The 22,700-nt window shown below is 70.8% G+C and carries 20 protein-coding genes and 1 tRNA gene; 10 read left to right on the top strand and 11 right to left on the bottom strand.

Going from position 1 to position 22,700, the window contains the following annotated elements; all coding sequences use genetic code 11:
- The first annotated feature begins 7 nt into the window (after positions 1-7).
- Both glyA and DAI20_RS01220 read left to right on the top strand, forming a co-directional pair.
- Positions 8-1,309: a serine hydroxymethyltransferase gene (gene glyA / locus DAI20_RS01225; protein WP_240605812.1), complete on the top strand. Its 1,302-nt coding sequence runs from the start codon at positions 8-10 to the stop codon at positions 1,307-1,309.
- Entirely contained in the window at positions 1,306-2,208 is a 903-nt protein-coding gene (locus DAI20_RS01220) for a bifunctional methylenetetrahydrofolate dehydrogenase/methenyltetrahydrofolate cyclohydrolase (RefSeq protein WP_108248766.1), read from the top strand. The genes glyA and DAI20_RS01220 overlap by 4 nt, the downstream gene beginning before the upstream one ends.
- Before the next feature lie 71 nt (positions 2,209-2,279).
- Here DAI20_RS01220 and DAI20_RS01215 read toward each other — a convergent pair whose 3' ends face one another.
- Genes DAI20_RS01215 through galT form a run of 4 tightly spaced genes read right to left on the bottom strand, consistent with a single transcriptional unit; the run spans position 2,280 to position 5,877 of the window.
- Positions 2,280-3,029 (bottom strand): LamB/YcsF family protein, encoded by a 750-nt coding sequence (locus tag DAI20_RS01215; RefSeq protein WP_108248765.1) that lies wholly within the window; start codon positions 3,027-3,029, stop codon positions 2,280-2,282.
- A complete protein-coding gene (locus DAI20_RS01210) occupies positions 3,016-3,552 on the bottom strand; it encodes a gamma carbonic anhydrase family protein (RefSeq protein ID WP_108248764.1) in 537 nt (178 codons plus the stop codon). The genes DAI20_RS01215 and DAI20_RS01210 overlap by 14 nt, the downstream gene beginning before the upstream one ends.
- Positions 3,553-3,580: 28 nt before the next feature.
- Positions 3,581-4,750 carry a galactokinase gene (galK, locus tag DAI20_RS01205; RefSeq protein ID WP_108248763.1) on the bottom strand — a complete coding sequence of 390 codons (1,170 nt, stop codon included), beginning with the start codon at positions 4,748-4,750 and terminating at the stop codon, positions 3,581-3,583.
- Positions 4,747-5,877, bottom strand: a complete 1,131-nt coding sequence (galT, locus tag DAI20_RS01200; protein WP_108248762.1) for a galactose-1-phosphate uridylyltransferase — start codon at positions 5,875-5,877, stop codon at positions 4,747-4,749. The genes galK and galT overlap by 4 nt, the downstream gene beginning before the upstream one ends.
- 86 nt (positions 5,878-5,963) lie before the next feature.
- Here galT and DAI20_RS01195 point away from each other — a divergent pair, with 86 nt between their 5' ends.
- From DAI20_RS01195 to DAI20_RS01175, 5 genes are all read left to right on the top strand, one after another.
- Positions 5,964-6,791: a DeoR/GlpR family DNA-binding transcription regulator gene (locus DAI20_RS01195; protein ID WP_108248761.1), complete on the top strand. Its 828-nt coding sequence runs from the start codon at positions 5,964-5,966 to the stop codon at positions 6,789-6,791.
- Between the two features lie 61 nt (positions 6,792-6,852).
- Positions 6,853-7,785, top strand: coding sequence for an aldose 1-epimerase family protein (locus tag DAI20_RS01190; RefSeq protein ID WP_108248760.1), 933 nt, complete (start codon positions 6,853-6,855; stop codon positions 7,783-7,785).
- Between the two features lie 235 nt (positions 7,786-8,020).
- On the top strand, positions 8,021-9,397 hold the full coding sequence (locus DAI20_RS01185; RefSeq protein ID WP_159084869.1) for an HNH endonuclease signature motif containing protein: 1,377 nt from the start codon (positions 8,021-8,023) through the stop codon (positions 9,395-9,397).
- 302 nt (positions 9,398-9,699) lie between these two features.
- Positions 9,700-10,497: an SDR family oxidoreductase gene (locus DAI20_RS01180; RefSeq protein ID WP_108248758.1), complete on the top strand. Its 798-nt coding sequence runs from the start codon at positions 9,700-9,702 to the stop codon at positions 10,495-10,497.
- A 183-nt stretch (positions 10,498-10,680) separates the two neighbouring features.
- Complete coding sequence (locus tag DAI20_RS01175) at positions 10,681-12,099, top strand: GmrSD restriction endonuclease domain-containing protein (protein WP_240605811.1); 1,419 nt, start codon at positions 10,681-10,683, stop codon at positions 12,097-12,099.
- A 29-nt stretch (positions 12,100-12,128) separates the two neighbouring features.
- On the opposite strand, the gene DAI20_RS01170 is transcribed toward DAI20_RS01175, so the two are convergent.
- Positions 12,129-12,204, bottom strand: a tRNA-Lys gene (locus tag DAI20_RS01170).
- Positions 12,205-12,262: 58 nt separating this feature from the next.
- Here DAI20_RS01170 and DAI20_RS01165 point away from each other — a divergent pair.
- The 3 genes from DAI20_RS01165 to DAI20_RS01155 all read left to right on the top strand — a co-directional run bounded on the left by DAI20_RS01165 (position 12,263) and on the right by DAI20_RS01155 (position 14,659).
- Complete coding sequence (locus DAI20_RS01165; protein ID WP_108248757.1) at positions 12,263-12,892, top strand: DNA-directed RNA polymerase subunit beta; 630 nt, start codon at positions 12,263-12,265, stop codon at positions 12,890-12,892.
- Between the two features lie 196 nt (positions 12,893-13,088).
- Entirely contained in the window at positions 13,089-13,691 is a 603-nt protein-coding gene (sigK, locus tag DAI20_RS01160; RefSeq protein ID WP_108249662.1) for an ECF RNA polymerase sigma factor SigK, read from the top strand.
- On the top strand, positions 13,688-14,659 hold the full coding sequence (locus DAI20_RS01155; RefSeq protein ID WP_108248756.1) for an anti-sigma factor: 972 nt from the start codon (positions 13,688-13,690) through the stop codon (positions 14,657-14,659). The genes sigK and DAI20_RS01155 overlap by 4 nt, the downstream gene beginning before the upstream one ends.
- A gap of 208 nt (positions 14,660-14,867) precedes the next feature.
- Here DAI20_RS01155 and pstB read toward each other — a convergent pair whose 3' ends face one another.
- The 6 genes from pstB to DAI20_RS01125 all read right to left on the bottom strand — a co-directional run bounded on the left by pstB (position 14,868) and on the right by DAI20_RS01125 (position 22,573).
- Positions 14,868-15,647 carry a phosphate ABC transporter ATP-binding protein PstB gene (pstB, locus tag DAI20_RS01150; protein WP_108248755.1) on the bottom strand — a complete coding sequence of 260 codons (780 nt, stop codon included), beginning with the start codon at positions 15,645-15,647 and terminating at the stop codon, positions 14,868-14,870.
- A gap of 28 nt (positions 15,648-15,675) precedes the next feature.
- Positions 15,676-16,755 carry a phosphate ABC transporter permease PstA gene (gene pstA, locus DAI20_RS01145; RefSeq protein WP_108248754.1) on the bottom strand — a complete coding sequence of 360 codons (1,080 nt, stop codon included), beginning with the start codon at positions 16,753-16,755 and terminating at the stop codon, positions 15,676-15,678.
- Positions 16,755-17,699: a phosphate ABC transporter permease subunit PstC gene (gene pstC / locus DAI20_RS01140; protein ID WP_108248753.1), complete on the bottom strand. Its 945-nt coding sequence runs from the start codon at positions 17,697-17,699 to the stop codon at positions 16,755-16,757. The genes pstA and pstC overlap by 1 nt, the downstream gene beginning before the upstream one ends.
- A gap of 120 nt (positions 17,700-17,819) precedes the next feature.
- Positions 17,820-18,932 carry a phosphate ABC transporter substrate-binding protein PstS gene (gene pstS, locus DAI20_RS01135; protein WP_108248752.1) on the bottom strand — a complete coding sequence of 371 codons (1,113 nt, stop codon included), beginning with the start codon at positions 18,930-18,932 and terminating at the stop codon, positions 17,820-17,822.
- 499 nt (positions 18,933-19,431) lie between these two features.
- Positions 19,432-20,403: an NUDIX hydrolase gene (locus DAI20_RS01130; RefSeq protein WP_240605809.1), complete on the bottom strand. Its 972-nt coding sequence runs from the start codon at positions 20,401-20,403 to the stop codon at positions 19,432-19,434.
- Entirely contained in the window at positions 20,390-22,573 is a 2,184-nt protein-coding gene (locus DAI20_RS01125) for an RNA degradosome polyphosphate kinase (protein WP_108248751.1), read from the bottom strand. The genes DAI20_RS01130 and DAI20_RS01125 overlap by 14 nt, the downstream gene beginning before the upstream one ends.
- Positions 22,574-22,700: the final 127 nt, after the last annotated feature.

Here is a 22,700-nt window from a genome sequence, read left to right as displayed (position 1 = left end):
GCCTTCCGTGCCCGTTGACCACCTCCCCACCTCGTTCGTCTCGTCCCTCGCCGAGGTCGACCCCGAGATCGCCGCCGTGCTCGAGCAGGAGCTCGGGCGCCAGCGCGGCACCCTCGAGATGATCGCGAGCGAGAACTTCGTCCCCCGCGCCGTGCTCGAGGCGCAGGGCTCCGTGCTCACGAACAAGTACGCCGAGGGCTACCCCGGCCGCCGCTACTACGGCGGCTGCGAGTTCGTCGACATCGCCGAGCAGCTCGCCATCGACCGCGCGAAGTCGCTGTTCGGCGCCGCCTACGCGAACGTGCAGCCCCACTCGGGCGCGTCGGCCAACGCCGCCGTGCTCGCCGCCATCGCTCAGCCCGGCGACACCATCCTCGGCCTCGAGCTCGCCCACGGCGGTCACCTCACCCACGGCATGAAGCTCAACTTCTCCGGCAAGCTGTACAACGCGACGGCGTACGGGGTGGATCCGGAGACGTTCCGCATCGACATGGACGTCGTGCGCGACAAGGCGCTCGAGCACAGGCCGAAGGTGATCATCGCCGGCTGGTCCGCCTACCCCCGCCAGCTCGACTTCGCCGCGTTCCGCGCCATCGCCGACGAGGTGGGTGCGACGCTCTGGGTCGACATGGCCCACTTCGCCGGCCTCGTGGCCGCGGGCCTGCACCCCTCGCCCATCCCGTTCGCCGACGTCGTCAGCTCCACGGTCCACAAGACGCTCGCCGGTCCCCGCTCCGGCGTCATCCTCAGCCGCGACACCGAGCTCGCCAAGAAGCTGAACTCGGCGGTCTTCCCGGGACAGCAGGGCGGCCCGCTCATGCACGTCATCGCGGCCAAGGCCACGGCCTTCAAGCTCGCCGCCGAGCCCGAGTTCGTCGACCGGCAGCAGCGCACCATCCAGGGTGCCCAGCTGCTCGCCGAGCGTCTCACCGCCGCGGACTCCACCGATGCGGGGCTCTCCGTGCTCACCGGCGGCACCGACGTGCACCTCGTGCTCGCCGACCTGCGCAACGCCGAGATAGACGGCAAGCAGGCGGAGGACGTGCTGCACGAGGTCGGCATCACGGTCAACCGCAACTCCGTCCCGTTCGACCCGCGTCCGCCCATGGTCACCTCCGGCGTGCGCATCGGCACGGCGGCGCTCGCGACCCGCGGGTTCGCCGAGCAGGAGTTCACCGAGGTCGCGGACATCATCGCCGAGACCCTGAAGCCCGGCGTCGATGTCGCGGCCCAGCGCGAGCGCGTCACCGCGCTGACCGACTCCTTCCCGCTCTACCCGGGGCTCACCCCGTCCGGAGCCGTCGCGTGACCGCGGAGCGGTTGGACGGCAACGCGACGGCTGCGGCCGTCAAGGCGGAGCTGAAGGGCCGCATCGAGGCGCTCGCCGAGCGGGGGATCGTTCCTGGCCTCGGCACGCTCCTCGTCGGCGACGACCCGGGATCGGTGTCCTACGTCGCGGGCAAGCACCGCGACTGCGCCGAGGTGGGCATCAGGTCCATCCGCGTCGACCTGCCGGGCGACGCGTCCGAGCAGGACGTGCGCGACGCCATCCTGGAGCTGAACGCGGACCCCAGCGTCACGGGCTACATCGTGCAGCTGCCGCTGCCGAAGGGTATGGACGAGAACGCCATGCTCGAGCTCATGGACCCGGCGAAGGATGCCGACGGCCTGCATCCGACGAACCTCGGCAAGCTCGTGCTCAACGTCACCGCGCCGGATGCCCGCGTCGCGGGCCTCGTCGACCCGTTCCCCCTGCCGTGCACCCCGGCCGGCATCGTGGAGATGTTGAAGCGCAACGGTGTGCCCTACGTCGGTACGCGCGTCGTCGTGATCGGGCGCGGCCTGACCGTGGGCCGCCCGCTCGGCCTGCTGCTCACCCGCAAGGGCATCGACGCCACCGTCACGCTCACGCACTCGCGCACCCCCGACCTCGCGTCCGAGGTGCGCCGCGCCGACATCGTGGTCGCGGCCGTCGGTGTGCCCGGGCTGGTCAAGCCGGACTGGGTGAAGGAGGGCGCCGCCGTCCTCGACGTCGGCATCAGCCGCACCTTCAACGAGGAGCTGGGCAAGCACAAGCTCGTCGGCGACGTCGACCCGGCGGTCGCCGAGGTCGCGGGCTGGCTGTCGCCCGTGCCCGGCGGCGTCGGGCCGATGACGCGGGCCATGCTGCTCGCGAACGTCGTCGCCGCCGCCGAGCGCACGGCCTGAGTCCCGCGACGGGATGACCGTCGGTCCGGGTGCTCGCCATGCGGGTGCCCGGACCTGGCGACGACCGCTCCTCAGGCGAAGGCCGTGAGCGGCACGCCCGCGGCGATCAGCGCCGCGCGCACCGAATGCGCCATGTCCACGGCCCCGGGCGTGTCCCCGTGCACGCAGAGGGAATCGACGCGAAGCTCGAGCTCCGTGCCGTCGACGGCGCGCACCCGGCCCGTCGTCGCGAGCCGCACCGCCCGCTCGGTGATGCCGTCGCCGTCGCCGAGCAGGGCGCCGGCGGACCCGCGTGGCACGAGCGTGCCGTCCGGCCGGTAGCCGCGGTCGACGAACGCCTCGCGGAAGAATGGGGACCCGGCCGTGTCGGCCGCCGCCTCGATCGCCGAGCCGGGCAGCCCGAGCAGCGGCAGGCCGGGGGAGAAGTCGCGCACCGCGCCGGCCACGGCATCCGCCTGCGCCCGGTCGTGCACGATGCGGTTGTACAGCGCGCCGTGCGGCTTGACGTAGCGGATGCGCGCGCCGGACTCCGCGGCCGCCTCGCCGAGCGCCCGGAGCTGCGTCAGCACGTGCTCGCGCAGCCGGGTGGGTGTCACGTCGACGTCCCGCCGACCGAAGCCCTCGCGATCGTCGTAGGACACGTGGGCGCCGAGGGCCACCCCGTGACGGACGGCGAGCCGGCAGCTGTCCCGCATCGACCGCTCGTCGCCCGCGTGGAAGCCGCAGGCCACGTTGGCGCTCGTGACCAGCGCGAACAGCGCGGCGTCGTCGGCGGTCGGCATGCCGTCCACCGTCTCGCCGAGGTCGCTATTGAGGTCCATCGCCCCGGTAGCCGACGATGCGGTCCCGATAGCCCGCCGCGTTCCGGCGGATGCCTGCGGCCTCCTCGGCGGTGAGCTCCCGCCGCACCCGCGCGGGGACGCCGGCCACCAGCGTCCCCGGCGGCACCACGGTGCCCTCCAGCACGAGGGCACCCGCGGCGACGAGCGAGCCCGTGCCGATCACGGCCCCGTTCATCACGATCGCGCCCATGCCGACGAGCGCCCCGTCCTCAACGGTGCAGCCGTGCAGCACGGCGTTGTGTCCCACCGACACGTCCCTGCCCACCGTCAGCGGGAACCCCGCATCGACGTGGCAGCTCACGTTGTCCTGCACGTTCGAGCCGTCGCCGATCGTGATCGGCTCGGAGTCCGCCCGGAGCACGGCGTTGAACCAGACGCTCGCCGACGCTCCCAGGCGCACGCGTCCGACGAGAACGGCGCCCGCGGCGACGTAGGCGTCGTCCTGCACCTCGGGCGTCATGCCGCCGAACGGCACGAGCACGCTGCGCGGGTCGGTCGTCATGTCATCCCCTGAGGTGTGGGCGGCCGGGTCAGCGCTCCGCTCGGGCGCCCTCGGAGGGGCGCACGGTGAACTGGTCCGGTGCGGCGTAGCCGGCGTCGGCGAAGGCTGCGGAGACGGCCCGGCTCACGTCGGCGACGAGCTCGGACGGCACCAGGGCGATGGCGGCTCCGCCGAAGCCGCCACCGGTCATACGCGCGCCCACGGCGCCGGACGCCTGCGCGGTCGCCACGGCGAGGTCGAGCTCCGGCACGGAGATCTCGAAGTCGTCGCGCATCGAGACGTGCGAGGCATCGAGCAGGCCGCCGATCGCGCGCGGGCCCTCCTCGCGCAGCGTGCGCACGGTGTCGAGCACGCGCTGGTTCTCGGTGACGATGTGCCGCACCCGGCGGAACGTCACGTCGTCGAGCACGGACTCGGCCCGGGGCAGGTCGTCCGCGTCGAGATCGCGGAGGGACTCGACGCCCATGGCCGCGGCGCCGGCCTCGCAGGATGCGCGGCGGTCCTTGTAGCCGCCGTCGGCGTGCGAGTGGCTGACCTTGGTGTCGATGATGAGGATCTCGAGGCCCGCGCCCTCGAAACCGAGCGGGATGACCTCGGCGTCGAGGCTGCGGCAGTCGAGGAACACCGCGGCGTCCTGCTTGCCGAACAGGGAGGCGGACTGGTCCATGATGCCGGTGGGCGCGCCGACCACCTGGTTCTCGGCCAGCTGACCGGCGCGGGCGAGCGTGCGCTTGTTGTACTCGAGCCCCCACACCTCGTTCAGGGCGACCGCGACGGCGCTCTCGATGGCGGCCGACGACGACAGGCCGGCACCGACCGGCACGTCGGACGCGAAGTACGCGTCGAACCCGGTGGCGGTCGACGCATCGGCGCCGTGCTGCAGCAGGGCCCACGCGACACCGAACGGGTACGCCGACCAGCCGGCGATGCGGTCGGGCGAGAGGGACTCGACGGCCATCTCCTCCGTGTCCGCGGCGAAGGTGCTGCCGACGCGGATCACGCCGTCCTCGCGCGGGGCGAGCGCGACGACTGTGCGGCGGTCGATGGCGAACGGGAACACGAAGCCGTCGTTGTAGTCGGTGTGCTCGCCGATGAGGTTCACGCGTCCCGGCGCCGACCAGAGGCCGAGCGGCTCGCGGCCGTAGCGCTCGCGGAACCCGTCGCGGGCGGCGGAGTAGATGTCGGTGCTGTCGGTCATACGCGGTCGATGCCCTCTCGAAGGAATGCGGCCGCCTGCTCGGGCGGCACGTCGCCGATCCAGGCGCCCATGGCGGCCTCGGACCCGGCAAGGAACTTGAGCTTGTCCTCGGCCCGGCGGGGCGAGGTGATCTGCAGCATGAGCCGGATGTCGTCGCGGTGCTCCACGACGGGCGCCTGGTGCCATGCGGCGATGTAGGGGGTGGGGGTGGAGTAGAGCGAGTCGATGCCGCGCAGGAGCCTGCGATACATCAGCGCGAGCTCGTCGCGCTCCTCCTCCGTTGTCTCGGCGAAGTCGGGGACGTGGCGGTGGGGCAGCATGTGCACCTCGAGCGGCCAGCGCGCGGCGAAGGGCACGAACGCCGTGAAGTGCTCGCCCGCCAGCACGACGCGCTCCGAGCTCCGCTCGGACTCCAGGATGCGCTCGAACAGGTCGGGTCCGACCTTTTCCACGGACGCGATGAGCCGCCGGGTGCGCGGCGTGACGTAGGGGTAGGCGTAGATCTGGCCGTGCGGGTGATGCAGTGTCACGCCGATGGCCTCGCCGCGGTTCTCGAACGGGAAGACCTGCGCGATGCCCGGCATGGCGGAGAGCGCGGCCGTGCGGTCCGCCCAGGCCTCGACGACGGTGCGCGCGCGGGACTCGCTCTGGGTGCCGAAAGATCCGGTGTGCTGGGGGCTGAAGCACACGACCTCGCAGCGCCCGATGGACGTGCGGGTGCGCCCGAGCCCGATCTCCGTGAGGTCGTCCTGCCCCTGGGGCGCGTTCTCGTCGTCGAGAAGCGGACCGAAGGAGGGTGACTTGTTCTCGAACACGGCGACGTCGTAGTTGCTCGGGATCTCGGACGGGTTCTCCGGCGTGGCCGGGGCGAGCGGATCCTGCGACGCAGGCGGCAGGAACACCCGGTTCTGGCGCGCCGCGGCGATCGAGATCCACTCGCCCGTGAGCACGTCCTGACGCATGGTTGCGGTGGGCGGGCGAGGGCCCAGCACACGGGCGTCCTCGGCACGGTCCGGCGGCAACGTCGTGTCGGCGTCGTCGTAGTAGAAGAGTTCCCTGCCGTCAGCGAGCGTGTACGGCCGCTTCACGATGCCGCGGGACAACGACTGTGGTTCGGGCGAAGTCATGCCGCAAGGATACTCGGATCCGCTTGCGAAGCTGAAAGCCCTCCGCAACGTTTGACAACCATTCGTAAGCACTTGAAGATCGATGCATGAGTCCGGAGCCCGAGTCGCCGACTGACCAGGGGCTCCCCGCTGTGCTCCGCCGGCGCCGCATGGCGGAGGTGATCGCCTCCCGCGGCTTCGTGAAGGTCGTCGACCTGAGCGAGACCTTCGGCATCTCGGGCGTGACCGTGCGCAGCGACCTCGGCGCCCTGGAGCGGGCCCGCCTCATCCTCCGGGTGCACGGCGGGGCTGTACCGCGCCAGGCGGCGCCGGAGCGCGAGGCGTCGTTCGAGGAGTCGCTCGAGTCCTCCTCGGGGGCGAAGGAGCACATCGGCACCGCGGCGGCCGCCATGGTGGTGTCCGGGCAGAGCGTGCTGCTCGACGTGGGGACCACGACGCTCGCCGTGGCCCGAGCGCTTGTCGCGCGTTCCGACCTGCACGACGTGACCATCGTGACCAACGGCCTGACGATCGCCCTCGAGCTCGAGCGCGCCATCCCGCGCTTCACGGTCGTGGTGACCGGCGGCACGCTCCGGCCGCTGCAGCATTCCCTCGTCGACCCGCTCGCCCGCCCGGTGCTCGAGCAGATGCACGCCGACATCGCGTTCCTGGGTTGCAACGGCGTCGACGTCGAGCGCGGCGTGACGAACATCAACCTGCCCGAGGCGGAGATCAAGCGGCTCATGCTCGGCGCCAGCGCCAGGCCCGTCGTGGTGGCCGACTCGTCGAAGCTCGACCGGGTACACCTCGGCACGGTGGGGCCGCTCGCCGACGTGGCCACCCTGATCACCGACGACGGTGCCGCCGCGGGCCGGATCGACGCATTCCGGGCGGCGGGGGTCGACGTGGTCGTGGCCGACTCGCGGCCCGCCTAGCCGGGCTGCGAGCCCGGGTGCGGGGTGCGGCCTGCGCGAAGGCGCACCTAGACTCGGGCGAATGCGACCCGTAACCGGAGACCAGTACCCGCTCGAGCTCCACGCCGGGAGGCGTATGGTGCGCGCGACCGTGACGCAGCTCGCCGCCTGCCTGCGCGGGCTCAGCATCGACGGCGTCGACCTCGTGGAGCCGTGGGGCGAGGACCGCCTCGCGCCCATGGGGTCCGGGCTTGTGCTCGTGCCGTGGCCGAACCGCATCAAGGACGGCCTGTGGCTGCTCGACGGACGGGAGCAGCAGCTCGACATCACCGAGCCGGGGTACTCCAACGCCTCGCACGGACTCCTGCGGAACACGGGCTACACCCTCGTCGAGCACACGGGCGATGCGGTGACGCTGTCCGCGACCGTGTTCCCGCAGCACGGCTGGCCGTTCCTGCTCGACACCGGCGTGACGTACCGTCTGGTGGACGACGGCATCGAGGTGACGCACCGCATTCGCAACGACTCCTCCTCCGCCGCGCCCACCGCGATCGGTGCCCACCCCTATCTCAAGATCGGAGACGTGCCGACCTCCGACCTCGTCGTCACCGTCGCGGCGGACACCTACTTCGAGACCGACGACCAGATGATCCCGGTTGCCGAGCACTCTGTCGACGGCACCGAGTTCGACCTGCGCGGCGAGCGCCGCGTGGCGGAGCTGAACCTCAACGTCGGCCTGGGCGCCGTCGTCCGCGAGCACGGGGTGAGCAGGCACCGCGTCACCGCCCCGGACGGCCGCCGGGTCGAGCTGTGGGCGGGGGAGGAGTTCGGCTTCCTGCAGGTGTACACGCCGACCGCGTTCCCCACGCTGTCCGGTCCGGACCTCGCCATCGCGATCGAGCCGATGACCGCCCCCGCGAACGCATTCAACACCGGCCAGGGGCTGCGCTGGCTGCAGCCGGGCGAGGAGTGGACGGCCACCTGGGGCATCCGCTACATCCTCCCGCCGGCCTGACCCGGCGGTCTTGAGACGGTCCCTGAGCCTGCCGAAGGGACATGAGGTGCCCTGCCTCAGGTGGTCCCGACACGGTCCCTGAGCCGTCGAAGGGATGCGAGGTGCTCTGCCTCGGGTGGTTCCGATACGGTCCCTGAGCCTGTCGAAGGGACGCCATGGACGCTCGCCGCTATTTCTCCACATTGTCCACAGGAGCGTGAAGGTCGGTGTCGGTGGCGGGGTTTTGCCTGGACGCATGACCGAACGAACCGCTCCACCCGACCCGATCCCGCCCGACGGATCACCACCACGGCAGGCGAGCACCGATACCTTCCTGGCGATGATCGACGCCGTCACCGCGGCTGAGCGCATCATCCGGCTCGGCCACTCCCTCCGCGCTGAGGCGATCGATCGCGCCCGCCTCTGGACCGAAGCAACCGACCTCTCTATGCCCACCACGGGTGGCCCGCGGTGGTCACCGAAGATCGCTGGACGCCGCGTCCTGACGACCGAGGTCGCCGCTGCCCTGCGCATCTCCGAGCGGGCCGCGGAGCGGCTGATCGCGGAGAGCGAGGCCCTGCTGCACGACCTGCCTGCGACCCAGGAGGCGCTACGCACCGGCCGGATCGGCTACCGACACGCCCAAGTGCTCATCGACCACACCACCACACTTCCACCCGCCGGAGTGAGCGCGGTCGAGGAGGCTGTCCTACCCCGCGCCGAGCACCTCACCGTGCCGAAGCTCGACAAGGCAACGCGGGAACTACGGGAGCGGCTGCACCCGGAATCAATTCAGGAGCGTCACACCGCGTCGGTCGCCGACAGGCACATCGAGACGTGCCCGGCGAAGGACGGCATGGCCTGGTTGAGCGCCTATCTACCCGCAACGGAGGTCCTGGGCATTGCCAACCGGCTGCGGGACATCGCCGAGCAGCTCAAGGCGGAACCTGGGGAGGAGAGGACACGGACGCAGCTCATGGCCGACGCGTTCACCGACCTCCTCATGGATGGCACGACCACCGCCGCGGCTAGCGCTGACAATTCTGTGGAGGAGAGGTCGACGCGGCGCATCGATGCACCAATCGGCGTCGGCATCCGGCCCCGCGTACTCGTGACGGTCCCGGTGCTGACGCTCCTTGGCCGCTCGGAGGAGCCGGGCACGCTCGAGGGCTACGGGCCCATCGACGCGGACACCACTCGCCGGATCGCGGCGAGGGCGCCGAGCTTCACCCGGATCCTCACCCACCCCGAGACGGGCGCGGTTTTGTCCGTGGGTCGCGACCGGTACGCCGTGCCGAAGGACCTGCGGACGTGGCTTCGAGTTCGGGACCAGACGTGCCGCTTCCCGGGGTGCAACCGGAGTGCTGGCCGGGCGGACGTCGACCACGTCACCGACTGGCAGTACGGCGGGGGAACCGACTACGGCAACCTGGTCCACCTGTGCCGGTCGCACCACCGGGTGAAGCACCACACCGCCTGGTCCTCCATCTCCGCCGGTGGTGGAAGGGTGCGGTGGCTCGCGCCCAGCGGCCGGGAATACGAGACCGAACCGGCAACGCACATCGCGACCCCGAAGCCGGGACGGAGGATCGCCCGAGCGAAGGCGGTGACTCCGGAGGAACCGCCGTTCTAGGGGGTCCCGGGCCGACCGAGGAACCGCACGTCGCTTCGACAGGCTCAGCGACCGTGGGGCCGGCCCCCACGCGCCCCCACGCGCTCGCGCCTCCGGAACCACACGGGCCCGTCGAGGAACCCCGCGTCGCTTCGACAAGCTCAGCGACCGTGGGGCCGGCTCCCGCGCGGTCTCGCACGTTCTCGCGCCTCCATATCCATACGGTCCCTGAGCTCGTCGGAGGACGCTCCTGCTCGCACCCGCCGCGGCACGAGGGCCCTCACGCACTTGCCGGGCGGACCGGACCGGCGCACGCTCGAAGCATGACTTTCTCACCTCGAACCGCAATCGTCACCGGCTCCGACTCCGGCATCGGCCGCGCCACCGCCGTCGCGCTCGCCGCCGCGGGAATGGACATCGGCATCACCTGGCACGACGACAAGGAGGGCGCCGAGCGCACCGCCGAGGAGGTGCGCTCGCACGGCGTGCGCGCCGTCGTCGCGGAGCTCGACAAGAGCGACCTCGAGAACGCGGGAGACGTGATCGACCGGCTCGCGGAGGAGCTCGGCGGCGTCGACGTGTTCGTGAACAACGCGGGCACCGGCGACAGCGTGCCCTTGGTCGACATGGAGCTCGACGCCTGGCGTGCGGTCGTCGCGACCGACCTCGACGGCGCCTTCGTCTGCATCCAGCGCGCGGCGCGCCGCATGGTGGCGGCGGGCAACGGCGGCCGCATCATCGCCGTCACGAGCGTGCACGAGCACCAGCCGCGCGTGGGCTCGAGCGCCTACGACGCCGCGAAGCACGGCCTCGGCGGCCTGATCAAGACGCTCGCGCTCGAACTGGGCCGACAGGGGATCACGGCCAACTCCGTCGCGCCCGGTGAGATCGCGACCCCGATGACGGGGCAGACCGACGAGGACCCGCACCAGACGGATCGCCCGGGCATCCCGCTGGGCCGTCCCGGCGACGCGCGGGAGATCGCGTCCGTGATCGCCTTCCTGGCCTCGCCGCAGTCGAGCTATGTGACCGGCGCGTCCTTCGTGGTCGACGGCGGAATGCTGCAGATGGGACCGCAGGCGGGATCCCATCTCACGAGCGACGACTGGCGCAGCGTCTAGGCACCTCCCTCCCCGCGCGGCCCGATCGCCGGGCGTCCTTCCCGGGCGCCCGGCGACGTCATGTCCGGGTGGACACGGGCGGCCGCGCATGGCGGCGCGCACGGCACTGCCGCGACACCCCTTTCCCGGTGTGCGGAATTACGTCGGCGCGTCCGTACGATCAGGTGATCCCGAGAGGACCCCATGACGCAGCCGAACCCCGCCGATCCCGGGCCGAGGAGAACTCGCGCGATTCCCGCGCCCCGAGTGCGGCGGCCCCTCGTGCTGCGGGGACCGGCCCTCCTCGTCTGGGGTGCGGTCGCGGTGTTCCTGATGCTCGTCGCCGCGGCCGGTGGTTTCCCCGTGCTGTTCGGTTGGGCCGCGGTCATCGGCATCGGGACGGCCCTGTACGCGCTGGTGACGGGACGCGGCTCGTGGGCGAGGATCCCCTCCCGCCGCGCCGCGGTGGTCGTGCTCGTGGCGGGCCTGGTCGCCGGCGTCGCGTCCGCAGGAACGGGCGTCGCGGTCAACGAGGCCGACTCCGCCGCGGCCGTGCGCGGCGGCGGCACGGAGGAGCCGGCACCCGCGGCGACGGCCACGGACAGCGCCACTCCCGCGCCCACCCTCGACGACGAAGCCCCCGTCGATCCGGCCGAGCCTCAGGCCGCCGCGCAGGCGGCGGCCGTGGTGCTCGCCGCCCCCATCGACGAGGACACGAAGGTCCTCGCCCTCCTGGACACGCTGCCCGTGAAGGGCCGCGCGCCCAAGACCGCGTACGACCGCGAGGGCGGGTTCGGCACCGCGTGGCTCGACGTCGACCGCAACGGCTGCGACACGCGGAACGACATCCTCGAGCGGGACCTCATCGACACGGAGCTGGCCCCGGGCGGCTGCAAGGTGATGAGCGGCACGGTGGAGTCGCCGTACACCGGCAAGACCATCGAGTTCGAGCGGGGCAACGACACGTCGCCCCTGGTGCAAATCGATCACCTGGTGTCTCTGTCCAACGCCTGGCAGACGGGAGCCCAGCAGCTCACCGAGGCGCAGCGGATCTCGCTCGCGAACGACCCGATCAACCTGCTGGCGGTGGACCAGCGGTCGAACGCGCAGAAGGGCGACGGGGACACCGCCACCTGGTTGCCCTCGAACAAGAGCTTCGTGTGCCAGTACGTGGCCCGTCAGGTGTCCGTGAAGGCGACGTACGGTCTCTGGGTCACGAAGGCCGAGCGGGATGCGATGAAGCGCGTGCTCGGCTTCTGCCCGGACACCAAGGCATTCGTGTCGCCCTTCGCCCCTGCTCCTGCGCCGGAACCGGAGGAAAACGCTGAGGCCGTCGTCGTCCCCGCGCCGGTACCTGCACCCGCTCCGGTGCCTGCCCCTGCACCGGCGCCCGCTCCTGCCCCTGCTCCGGCACCGGTGCCTGCCCCCGCTCCAGCGCCTGCCCCCGCTCCAGCGCCCGCCCCCGCCCCCGCTCCGGCTCCTGCACCGGCTCCCGCTCCTGCACCTCCGTATTACAAGAACTGTGACGCGGCGCGCGCGGCCGGTGCCGATCCCGTCAGGAGGGGAGACCCGGGTTATGGCCCACATCTAGACCGAGAGGGTGACGGCATCGGCTGCGAGTAGGGGCAGCAGCGCCGAGAGATCGATGTACCTGGTGGGCCCCGTCGGGCTCGAACCGACGACCCAGGGATTAAAAGTCCCTTGCTCTACCAACTGAGCTAGAGGCCCGCGGCGTCTAATCTACCGTGCCCACCCGTCGGCTCCCGCGTGCTCGTAGGGTTGTCGGGTGACCGAAGAGTTCCACAAGCCCACCAAGTTCTCGGGGTCGAAGTTCGAGGGGATGAAGGGCGGCGAGGATCCCGCCACCATCTCCCGCATCGCGCACGACACCGCCCACGCCCTGCTGGGACGGGTGCGCGACAACCCGGAACCCGCCGTGCTCAACCGGCTGGTGGAGTACACGGACGAGCACGGGATCGACGCGGTCGCCGAGCTGTGGTCCCGGTCGAGCCCCCGCAGTCTTCCCGGCGCCCTCTGGCGGCTCTATCTCGTCCGCGCGATGATCCGGCAGGATCCGGAGGGCACCGCGTTCACGTTCCAGCGCGGCTCCGAGATCTCGGTGACCATCGACCAGGTGGTCGCCGGCGCCTCGACCCCGACGGGCCCCACCGAGATCCTCGAGCTCGCCGACGAGATCCTGCGGGGCGTGTTCGAGGGGGACTTCGCGGTCGCCCTCGACCGCGCCGCCGCGTTCTGCCGGGTCACGTCCGAGGGATGCACGAGCATCGCCGACGACGTCGAGGTCATCACGCCGGAGCGGGCGACGGAGCTCACGAAGCGGGCGCTTCGCCTGGCGCGAACGGCCGCCGAACTCACCTCCTGCGCCCGCCTCTGGCGGATGGGCGGGTTAGAATAGGGGAGCCGGGCCGCAGTAACCCCGGGCTCCAATATTTGCCGCTCCGAGCGGCCTCGCGCCGAGAGGCGTTTCTGCGGCTCGGTTTCCTCCGTTAAGCGGCGGCTTCTGCCGGCCCCGGCGAGGACCAATCCGCCGGGGGCTGTGCTCCGAACCACTGGTGATCATGACCGCGCTGCGACAACTGGCCATCTCTGACATGCTTGCACTCGTGCCAGCGGAGACCGACCGAAGCGAGCGCTCGGGCTCACCCGCCCCGGCGCCCCGTGAGGATTTGTTGGCGCGCGTGGCGCTTGGTGACCAGGACGCCTTCGCGGAGCTCTACGACCAGACCTCATCGCGGGTTCACGGCCTCGTACAGCGCCTCCTGGTCGACCATGCACAGTCGGAGGAGGTGACGCAGGAGGTGTTCTTGGAGATCTGGCAGAACGCGCCCCGCTACGCCGCCGAACGCGGCTCCGCCATCACCTGGATCCTCACCATGGCGCATCGCCGGGCGGTCGACCGCATCCGCGCGTCCGAGGCCAGTCGTCAGCGCGACATGCGCATCGGCGTGCGCGACCACGTCGAGGGCTACGACGACGTGGCGGAGCAGGTGGAGATCCGCCTGGAGAACGTCCGCGTGACGCGGGCGCTCGCCCGGCTCAGCGATGCCCAGCGCGAGGCGGTAACCCTCGCCTACTACGGCGGTCTCACCCAGCGCGAGGTCTCCGACCACCTGGGCATCCCCCTCGGCACCGTGAAGACGCGATTGCGCGACGGCATGATTCGCCTGCGCGACGAGCTGGGGGTGGCGTCATGAACGACGACCTCCGTTCGCACGACGACGACGTGCGCACGAACGCGGCCGCACGCGCGCTCGACGCCCTCGAGCCGCACGAGGTAGAGGACATCGACGCCGCCGCACGCGACTCGGCCGCCCTGCGGGACGAGATCGACGGCTTCTCCGGGACCGCAGCCCAGCTGGGGCTCGCGACCCGGCCGGTCGCGCCCCCGGCCGCCCTGCGGGCACGACTTCTTGCGGAGATCGCGCGCACCCCGCAGCTTCCCGCGGACGCTGCGGCGACCGCCCCGACCGCCGCCTCGACGGACAGCTCCACGGATGCCGTCGCGGACGTGCGCGACGGGTCCGCCGCGACCTCCGCCGGTGATGACGTGTCCCACACGTCGTCCCTGAGCCGCGAGTCCCGCCCGTTCTCCGCGTCCATCCCGATCGTCCCGCCTGCGGATCGCGCCCCGGCCGCGGACGCCTCCGCCGACGCAGCCACTCCCGGGCCCGCTGAGGCCCGGGCCCGCTCCCGCTGGTACGCCCGCCCGGGACTCGTGCTCGGCTCGGCAGCGGCGGCCCTTGCGTTGTTCGCGGGCGGAGTGGCCGTCGGCGTCCTCTTCGAGGGCGACAGCCCCCAGGTGGAGGCGGAGGCCTCCGCGCTCGCCGAGCTCTACGCCGCCCCCGACGCTCAGCGTCGCAGCGCGGACGTCGAGGGCGACGGCACGGCGACGCTCGTGTGGTCGGAGCAGCTCGACCGCTCCGTCGTGGTCTTCGACCAGCTCGCGCCGCTTCCCGAGGACAGCGTCTACGAGGCCTGGTACATCAACTCGGCCGGCACCGCGACCCCCGCCGGAACCTTCCGCACCGAGACGGACGGCCTCGTCTACCACCTGCTCGACGGCTCGCTGGGCCGTGGCGGCACCGTGGGCGTGACCGTGGAGCCGGAACCGGGCTCCGAGGCCCCGACGACCAAGCCGATCGTCCTGCTGAACCGCGCCTGACGCGTCCTGCGTGTAGACGGGCCCGACGCGAGCCGGGCCAGACCCGAGCCGTGCCTACCCCGCGTTGCCTCAGCCGCGTCGCCTGCGCCGGGTTGACGTGCCCTGCCCTTCCACCGCGGCCACGCCGATCCCGTCCCCCTGCCCGAAAACGCCGATCCCGGCTCCTCGGGTGAGGAGCCGGGATCGGCGTTTTGGGGGGAGTGCGGGATCAGCCGAAGCGGCCGGAAACGTAGTCCTCGGTGGCCTGGACGCTGGGCTTGGAGAAGATGGTGTCGGTGTCGTCGTACTCGATGAGCTTGCCCGGCTTGCCGGTGCCCGCGATGTTGAAGAACGCGGTGCGGTCGGAGACGCGGCTGGCCTGCTGCATGTTGTGCGTCACGATCACGATCGTGTAGTCCTGCTTGAGCTCCTCGATGAGGTCCTCGATCGCGAGGGTCGAGATCGGGTCGAGGGCGGAGCACGGCTCGTCCATCAGCACGACGTCCGGTTGCACCGCGATGGCGCGGGCGATGCAGAGGCGTTGCTGCTGGCCGCCGGAGAGGCCGGAGCCGGGCTTGTCGAGGCGGTCCTTGACCTCGTTCCACAGGTTCGCGCCGCGCAGCGAGCGCTCGGCCAGGTCGTCCGCGTCGTTCTTCGACATGCGGCGGTTGTTGAGCTTTACGCCCGCGAGCACGTTGTCCTTGATCGACATGGTGGGGAACGGGTTCGGGCGCTGGAAGACCATGCCGACCTGGCGGCGCACGAGCACGGGGTCGACGCCCTGGCCGTAGAGGTTGTTGCCGTCGATGAGCACGTCGCCCTCGACATAGGCGCCGGGGATGACCTCGTGCATGCGGTTCAGGGTGCGCAGGAAGGTGGACTTGCCGCAGCCGGACGGGCCGATGAAGGCGGTGACGGTGCGGGGCTCGATGGTGAGGGAGACGTCCTCGACGGCCTTGAACTTGCCGTAGTAGACGTTGAGGTCGTTGACTTCGATGCGCTTGGACACTTCGGTTCCTTCTCGGGTGCGGTGCGGGCTAGCGGGACTTGGGGGCGAACACCCGCGCCACGATGCGCGCGATGAGGTTGAGCAGCATGACGATCAGGATCAGCACGAGCGCGCCGGTCCAGGCGCGGTCGATGTACGCCTGAGCGTCCTGACCCTGCGAGACGTACTGGTTGTAGACGAACACCGGCAGGGTCATCATGCGGTCGCTGAACAGGTTGTAGTTCACGCTGGCGGTGAAGCCGGCGATGATGAGCAGCGGGGCCGTCTCGCCGATGACGCGGGCGATTGCCAGCGTGACACCGGTCAGGATGCCGGCCAGCGAGGTGGGCAGCACGACCTTGACGATGGTGAGCCACTTCGGAACGCCGAGGGCGTAGGAGGCCTCGCGGAGCTCGTTCGGCACGAGCTTCAGCATCTCCTCGGTGGAGCGCACGACGATCGGGATCATCAGCACCGACAGGGCGACCGCGCCACCGAAGCCCATGCGCACGCCGGGCTCGGTGAAGAGCACGAACAGGGCGTAGGCGAACAGGCCGGCGACGATGGACGGGATGCCCGTCATCACGTCGACGAGGAAGGTGATGGCCTGGGCGAGGCGGCCGCGGCCGTACTCCACGAGGTAGATCGCGGTGAGCATGCCGATCGGCACGCTCATGGCCGCGGCGGCCAGCGTGATCACCACCGTGCCGATGATCGCGTGAATGGCGCCGCCGCCCTGGCCGACGACGTTGCGCATCGAGTAGCTGAAGAACTGGGGGTCGAAGCGCGCGGCACCGAAGGTGACGACCGTGAACACGAGGCTCACGAGCGGGATGAGGGCGAGCACGAAGGCGCAGGTCACCAGGATGGTGGCGAGCCGGTCCTTCGCGAGGCGCGAGCCCTCGACCGCGAACGACACCGCGAAGAGCGTGACCGCAAAGAGCACCGTGCCGAGCACGAGGGCGCCGACCAGGTTGTAGTTCTCGGTCACGCCGCCCATCTGCAGCAGCAGGAAGACGACGAGCAGCACGAGCCAGCTGGCGGCGAGCACCCCGAAGGTCGCGCCGCGCGGGAGTCGGCCGGCGGTCAGTGAGTTGGCGAAGGGGCGCGCCCCGGTCGTGACGGCCATCAGTTCGCTCCCGAGAAGGCCTTGCGGCGGTTGACGATGTACCGGGCGATCGAGTTGACCACGAGGGTGATCACGAAGAGCATCAGCCCGGACGCGATGAGGGTGTTGGTGCCGAGCCCGAAGGACTCGGGGAAGCTGAGCGCGATGTTCGCCGCGATGGTGTTCGGGTTCTGCTGCTGCAGCAGGGCGAACTTCACGATGGCGGCGGGGGAGAGGATGATCGCGACCGCCATCGTCTCGCCGAGTGCGCGGCCGAGGCCGAGCATGGAGGCCGACACGATGCCGGGGCGGCCGAACGGCAGCACGGCGATGCGGATCATCTCCCAGCGCGTGGCGCCGAGGGCGAGCGCGGCCTCCTCGTGCAGGCGCGGCGTCTGCAGGAAGATCTCGCGGGAGAGGGCGGTGATGATGGGCAGGATCATGACCGCGAGCACGACGGCCACGGTGAGGATCGTGCGGCCCGTTCCGGAGACCGGCCCGGAGAAGAGCGGGAACCAGCCGAGGTTCTCGGTCAGCCAGAGGTAGAAGGGCACGACCGCGGGGGCGAGCACGCCGATGCCCCAGAGCCCGTAGACCACGGAGGGCACGGCGGCGAGCAGGTCGATGACGTAGCCGAGCGGCGACGCCAGTCTCCGCGGCGCGTAGTGCGAGATGAACAGCGCGATGCCGATCGAGAGCGGCACGGCGATGGCGAGCGCGATGATCGCGCCCCACACGGTGCCGAAGGCGAGCGGCGCGACGTAGGACCAGAAGCCCTCGCCGCCGACGATGTCCGCGGGGTCGGCGGCGAAGGCCGGCACGCTCTGGGCGATGAGGAAGAGCGCGACAGCCGCGAGGATGACGAGGATGAGGCTTCCCGCGAAGACGGTGCTTGCGGAGAAGACCCGGTCGCCCGGCCTCTGCTTGGCTTTGATCGCGGTGGGGGTCTTGGCGACGGCAGTCATTCGATTCCCTGGTTCATCGGGTGATCAGGCTGGCTCGGGAGCGGGATGGGTAGCATCCCTGAACCCGAGGATGCCCGCCCCGCCGCGCAGAGCGCAACGGGGCGGGCACGGGGGGCGGTGCTACTTGATGGACTCGATCGCGGTGGAGACCTGCGCGGAGACCGTGGAGGACAGCGGCGCGATGCCCGCGGTGCTCGCGGCCTCGGCCTGGCCCTCTTCGCTCGCGACGTAGCCGACGTAGGCCTTGACCAGGGCGGCGGTCTCGTCGTCCTGGTAGTCCTGGCAGGTGATGAGGTAGCTCACGAGCACGATCGGGTAGACGCCGGCCTCGGTGGAGGTGCGGTCGATCTCGAACGCGATGTCGTTTTCCTCGCGGCCCTCGGCCTCGGGGGAGGCGTCGACGATCGCGGCGGCGGCCTCGGGGGAGTACTCGACGAACTCCTCGCCGACCTTGATCTTCGCGACGCCGAGCTCACCGGCACGCGAGGCGTCCGCGTAGCCGATGGTGCCGTTGCCGTTGGTCACGGCGTCGACGACACCGGAGGTCTGGGCCGCAGCCTCGCCGCCGAAGGACTCGGGCCAGACGCCGTCAGCCTCCTCGGTCCAGACGTCGGGGGCGACGGCGTGGAGGTACTCGGTGAAATTCTCGGTGGTGCCGGAGTCGTCCGAGCGGTGCACGGCGGTGATCGGCGACGAGGGCAGCGTCGCTTCGGGGTTGAGCTGCGCGATCTCGGGGGCGTCCCAGGTGGTGATGGTGCCGGCGAAGATGCCCGCGAGGGTGGCCTGGTCGAGGTTCAGCTCGTCGACGCCCTCGAGGTTGAAGATGACCGCGATGGGGGAGATGTAGACGGGGAGGTCGATGGCCGAGGTGCCCTCGGCGCACTTGCCGAACGTGCCGGCGAGCTCCTCCTCGTTCAGCGCGCGGTCGGAGCCGGCGAAGTCGGCGCCACCGGCGATGAACGCCTCACGGCCCGCGCCGGAGCCGTCGGGGGAGTACTCGACGGTCACTTCGGGGTTCGCGGTCTGGAACGCCGCGCGCCAGGCCTCCTGGGCGGAGCCCTGCGAGGATGCGCCGATTCCGACGAGCGTGCCCGACAGGGCGGAGCCGCCGTCGGTGCTGCCTTCGGAGGCGGCGGGGGCGGCGCCACCGGTCTCGTTCGCTGCGCACGAGGTCAGGGCAAGAGCGGCGACGGCGGCAAGAGCCGTCACCCCTCCGAAACGCGTGATGTTCAAAAGTGGCCTTCCGGGTTTGATGTCAGGACTGTGTGGGCCGGTGCAGGCCCTCGCCGCACGCTAATCCGGACGGTTAACGAGAGTCGTCCGTCACGGTTAACGGAAGGTGAACAGGACGGCGCTCCGCGGCCGCGTTCGCCGAGGGCTGACGAGCAGGATGAACCTGGACGCGTACGGTCGCTGAGCTCGTCGAAGCGACGGGATCGGTGCTGGGTCCCGGGGTTCCTCGCGTCCCTTCGACAGGCTCAGGGACCGTGGAGGAGACGCGCATCAACACGTACGGTCGCTGAGCTCGTCGGAACGACGAGAGCGATGCTGGGTCCCGGGTTCGTCGCGTCCCTTCGACAGGCTCAGGGACCGTGGAGGAGACGCGCACAAGCAGGTACGGTCGCTGCTCTCGTCGAAGCGACGAGAGCGGTGCTGGGTCTCGGGGTTCGTCGCGTCCCTTCGACAGGCTCAGGGACCGTGGAGGACCGTGGGACCGAGACCGCCGGCTCTCCTACTCCTTCGGGGAGTGGGTCTCGATCGCCGCGATGCCCAGCGTCGGGTCGTCGGCGGAGAGGTGCACGACGGTGAACTCCGCCGGGCTCAGCATCCCGGCCCGGGTGAGCCGCAGCGCGGAGCGCGTCTCGGTGAGCACCGCGATCTCGTGCAGGATCTCCGGGAGCACCGGACTGTGGCTGCACAGCACGGCGGTCTTCCGCCGCTCGATGCGCCTCTCCACGATGTCCCGCACCGACCCGCCGTGCTCCTCGTAGGCGTCCTGGCTGATCCCGGCCGTCGTCCGGATTTCGAGGCCCAGGGCCTCCGCGGTGGGCTGCAGCGTCTCGATGCACCGGGTCGCGGTGCTGCTGATGAGCACGCGCGGCCCGAACGTCTCGAGCGTGGGGACGATCGCGCCGGCCTGGCGCCGACCGCGCGGCTTCAGCGGGCGGGATGCGTCGGGGCCGTCCCACTCGTAGGGCTGCACGGCCTTGCCGTGTCGCAGCACGATCAGGGCGAACGTGCGCTCGACCCCGCGGTCGAGCTGGTCGGCGAAGAGTTGCAGCACGTCGATGTCGCTCGCGTAGGTCAGCAGCGCGAGCGCGGTCGGGATGGGCAGCCAGTCGAGCCCGTCCACCTCTTTGTTGGGCGTGAACGTCGACTCTGCGACGGCCTTCTTCGTCGCCTCCGCGGCCCAGTAGTGCACCTCCTTGGTGCGCCCGTTCGGGATCGGGTACTCCACGGCGCCGAGCGGGGTGCCGAGGAACACGCGCAGGCCGGTCTCCTCGAACACCTCGCGCACGGCGGTCTGGGGCAGCGCCTCGCCGGGGTCGAGCTTGCCCTTCGGCAGGCTGAAGTCCTTGTGCTGGGTGCGGTGGATGACCAGGACCTGCACGTCGTCGCCGATGCGCCGCCACACGACCGCGCCGGCCGCGTAGACGACCCCGTCGGCCGTGCTCAGGCGCCGGCCCCCATCACCGGAAGGCACCGGAGCGCCGCCTCCGCGACACCTGGTACATGACCCGGTTCTGCATGTCGTCGAGCACGGTGCCCTCGTCGTCCAGGTGGTGCCTGGTCCAGATGCCGGTCTCGTCGAGCCACCAGGACGACGTGGTCGGCGCCATGGCGAGCTCGAAGAGGTGGTCGATCTCCTTGATCTGGTCCGGGTCGACCAGCCGCACGAGCGCCTCGACCCGGCGGTCGAGGTTGCGGTGCATCATGTCGGCGCTGCCGATGTACATCTGCTTGTCGCCGTCGTTGACGAAGGAGAACACGCGGGAGTGCTCGAGGTAGCGGCCGAGGATGGAGCGCACGCGGATGTTCTCGCTCAGGCCCGCCTGGCCGGGCTTCACCGCGCAGATGCCGCGCACCCAGATGTCGATCGGCACGCCCGCCGCGCTCGCGCGGTACAGCGCGTCGATGATGGCCTCGTCGACGATCGAGTTGACCTTGATCTGGATGCCGCTCGGCTTGCCCTCCTGGGCGTTCTTCGTCTCGATCGCGATGCGCTTGAGCAGCCCCTTCCGCAGGTGCAGCGGGGCGACGAGGAGGCGCTTGAACTTCTTCTCGATGGCGTACCCGGACAGCTCGTTGAACAGGCGGGTGAGGTCCTTGCCGACGGTGTCGTCCGCGGTGAGCAGGCCGAGGTCCTCGTAGATGCGACTCGTCTTCGGGTTGTAGTTGCCGGTGCCGATGTGGCTGTAGTGGCGCAGGCGCCCCTTCTCGTTCCGCACCACGAGGGCGAGCTTGCAGTGGGTCTTCAGCCCGACCAGGCCGTAGACGACGTGCACGCCGGCCTTCTCGAGCTTGCGCGCCCAGCTGATGTTGTTCTGCTCGTCGAAGCGGGCCTTGATCTCGACGAGCGCGAGCACCTGCTTGCCGGACTCCGCCGCGTCGATGAGGGCCTCGACGATGGGGCTGTCGCCGGAGGTGCGGTACAGCGTCTGCTTGATGGCGAGCACGTGCGGGTCGGCCGCGGCCTGCTCCAGGAAGGCCTGCACGCTCGTCGCGAACGACTCGTACGGGTGGTGCAGGAGGATGTCCTGGCGCGCGATGGAGCGGAAGATGTCGGGCTTCGAGTTCGGCTCGGTCGGCATGATCGGCAGGCTCGTCGTCGGCACGTGGTTCGGGTAGTGCAGCGCGGGCCGGTCGATCTTCGCGATCGAGAAGAGGCCGCCGAGGTCCAGCGGCGAGGGGAGGGTGTAGACCTCCTGCTCGGTGATGTCCAGCTCGCGCACGAGCAGGTCGAGCGTCACCGGGTCCATGTCGTCCGAGATCTCGAGCCGGATCGGCGGGCCGAAGCGGCGTCGGAGCAGCTCCTTCTCGAGGGCCTGGATGAGGTTCTCGGTCTCGTCCTCCTCGATCTCCACGTCCTCGTTGCGGGTGACCCGGAAGACGTGGTGCTCCACGATCTCCATGCCGGGGAACAGGTCCTCCAGCTGGTTCGAGATGAGGTCCTCGAGCGCGATGAACTCGAGCACGCCCGAGCCGGAGTCCGCGCCGAGCGGCAGGAACCGGGGCAGCATCTGCGGCACCTTGATGCGCGCGAACTCCTGCCTGCCGGTCTTCGGGTTGCGCACGCGCACCGAGAGGTTCAGCGAGAGGCCGGAGATATAGGGGAACGGGTGTGCCGGGTCCACCGCGAGCGGCATGAGCACCGGGAAGATCTGCTGGGCGAACGTCTGCCGCAGGTGATCGCGCTGGGAGTCGTCCAGCTCGTCCCACTCGACGATGCGGATGTTCGCGTCGTACAGCGCCGGCTTCACGCCGGAGCGGAACGCCTCCGCGTGCCTGCGCTGCAGCTCGTACGCGGTGCGGTTGATGTCGGCCAGCACCTCGGTGGGCGTGCGGCCGGTGACGGTCGGGACGGCGAGACCGGTCGCGATGCGGCGCTTGAGACCGGCGACCCGCACCATGAAGAACTCGTCGAGGTTGCTGGCGAAGATGGCCAGGAAGTTGGCCCGCTCGAGCACGGGCAGGCGGGGATCCTCGGCGAGCTCGAGCACCCGCTGGTTGAAGGCGAGCCAGCTGAGCTCGCGGTCGAGGAAGCGGTCCTCCGGCAGTGAGCCGTCGTCGACGCTCGTCGTCTCCTCCTCGTCGAAATCGTCGAGAAGGTCCGTGACGGCCTTCGCGTCCCCGAGGTACGTTTCGCTGTCCATTGATCCATCTTGTCACCGTGCGGCTCTCCGGGAACGGAAACGGCCGGGGAACCGACGGCGGACCCGGGGCGAACCCTGGTCGCCGCCGGCCGGGGGAGTGCCCGTCGGAGATGCAGGTGCGCCGATC

Source organism: Planctomonas deserti (assembly GCF_003067705.1).
Taxonomy (GTDB): Bacteria; Actinomycetota; Actinomycetes; order Actinomycetales; family Microbacteriaceae; genus Planctomonas; species Planctomonas deserti.
The sequence above is the reverse complement of the archived record's forward strand: the minus strand, read 5'-3'. Positions and strand labels throughout refer to the sequence as shown.

Bases quoted from the DNA above. Each gene is read 5' to 3' on its own strand.
- DAI20_RS01215 (WP_108248765.1), bottom strand. From the start codon at position 3,029: ATGGACCTCAATAGCGACCTCGGCGAGACGGTGGACGGCATGCCGACC.
- DAI20_RS01210 (WP_108248764.1), bottom strand. From the start codon at position 3,552: ATGACGACCGACCCGCGCAGCGTGCTCGTGCCGTTCGGCGGCATGACG.
- galK (WP_108248763.1), bottom strand. From the start codon at position 4,750: ATGACCGACAGCACCGACATCTACTCCGCCGCCCGCGACGGGTTCCGC.
- galT (WP_108248762.1), bottom strand. From the start codon at position 5,877: ATGACTTCGCCCGAACCACAGTCGTTGTCCCGCGGCATCGTGAAGCGG.
- DAI20_RS01195 (WP_108248761.1), top strand. From the start codon at position 5,964: ATGAGTCCGGAGCCCGAGTCGCCGACTGACCAGGGGCTCCCCGCTGTG.
- DAI20_RS01190 (WP_108248760.1), top strand. From the start codon at position 6,853: ATGCGACCCGTAACCGGAGACCAGTACCCGCTCGAGCTCCACGCCGGG.
- DAI20_RS01185 (WP_159084869.1), top strand. From the start codon at position 8,021: ATGACCGAACGAACCGCTCCACCCGACCCGATCCCGCCCGACGGATCA.
- DAI20_RS01180 (WP_108248758.1), top strand. From the start codon at position 9,700: ATGACTTTCTCACCTCGAACCGCAATCGTCACCGGCTCCGACTCCGGC.
- DAI20_RS01175 (WP_240605811.1), top strand. From the start codon at position 10,681: ATGACGCAGCCGAACCCCGCCGATCCCGGGCCGAGGAGAACTCGCGCG.
- sigK (WP_108249662.1), top strand. From the start codon at position 13,089: ATGCTTGCACTCGTGCCAGCGGAGACCGACCGAAGCGAGCGCTCGGGC.
- DAI20_RS01155 (WP_108248756.1), top strand. From the start codon at position 13,688: ATGAACGACGACCTCCGTTCGCACGACGACGACGTGCGCACGAACGCG.
- pstA (WP_108248754.1), bottom strand. From the start codon at position 16,755: ATGGCCGTCACGACCGGGGCGCGCCCCTTCGCCAACTCACTGACCGCC.
- pstC (WP_108248753.1), bottom strand. From the start codon at position 17,699: ATGACTGCCGTCGCCAAGACCCCCACCGCGATCAAAGCCAAGCAGAGG.
- DAI20_RS01125 (WP_108248751.1), bottom strand. From the start codon at position 22,573: ATGGACAGCGAAACGTACCTCGGGGACGCGAAGGCCGTCACGGACCTT.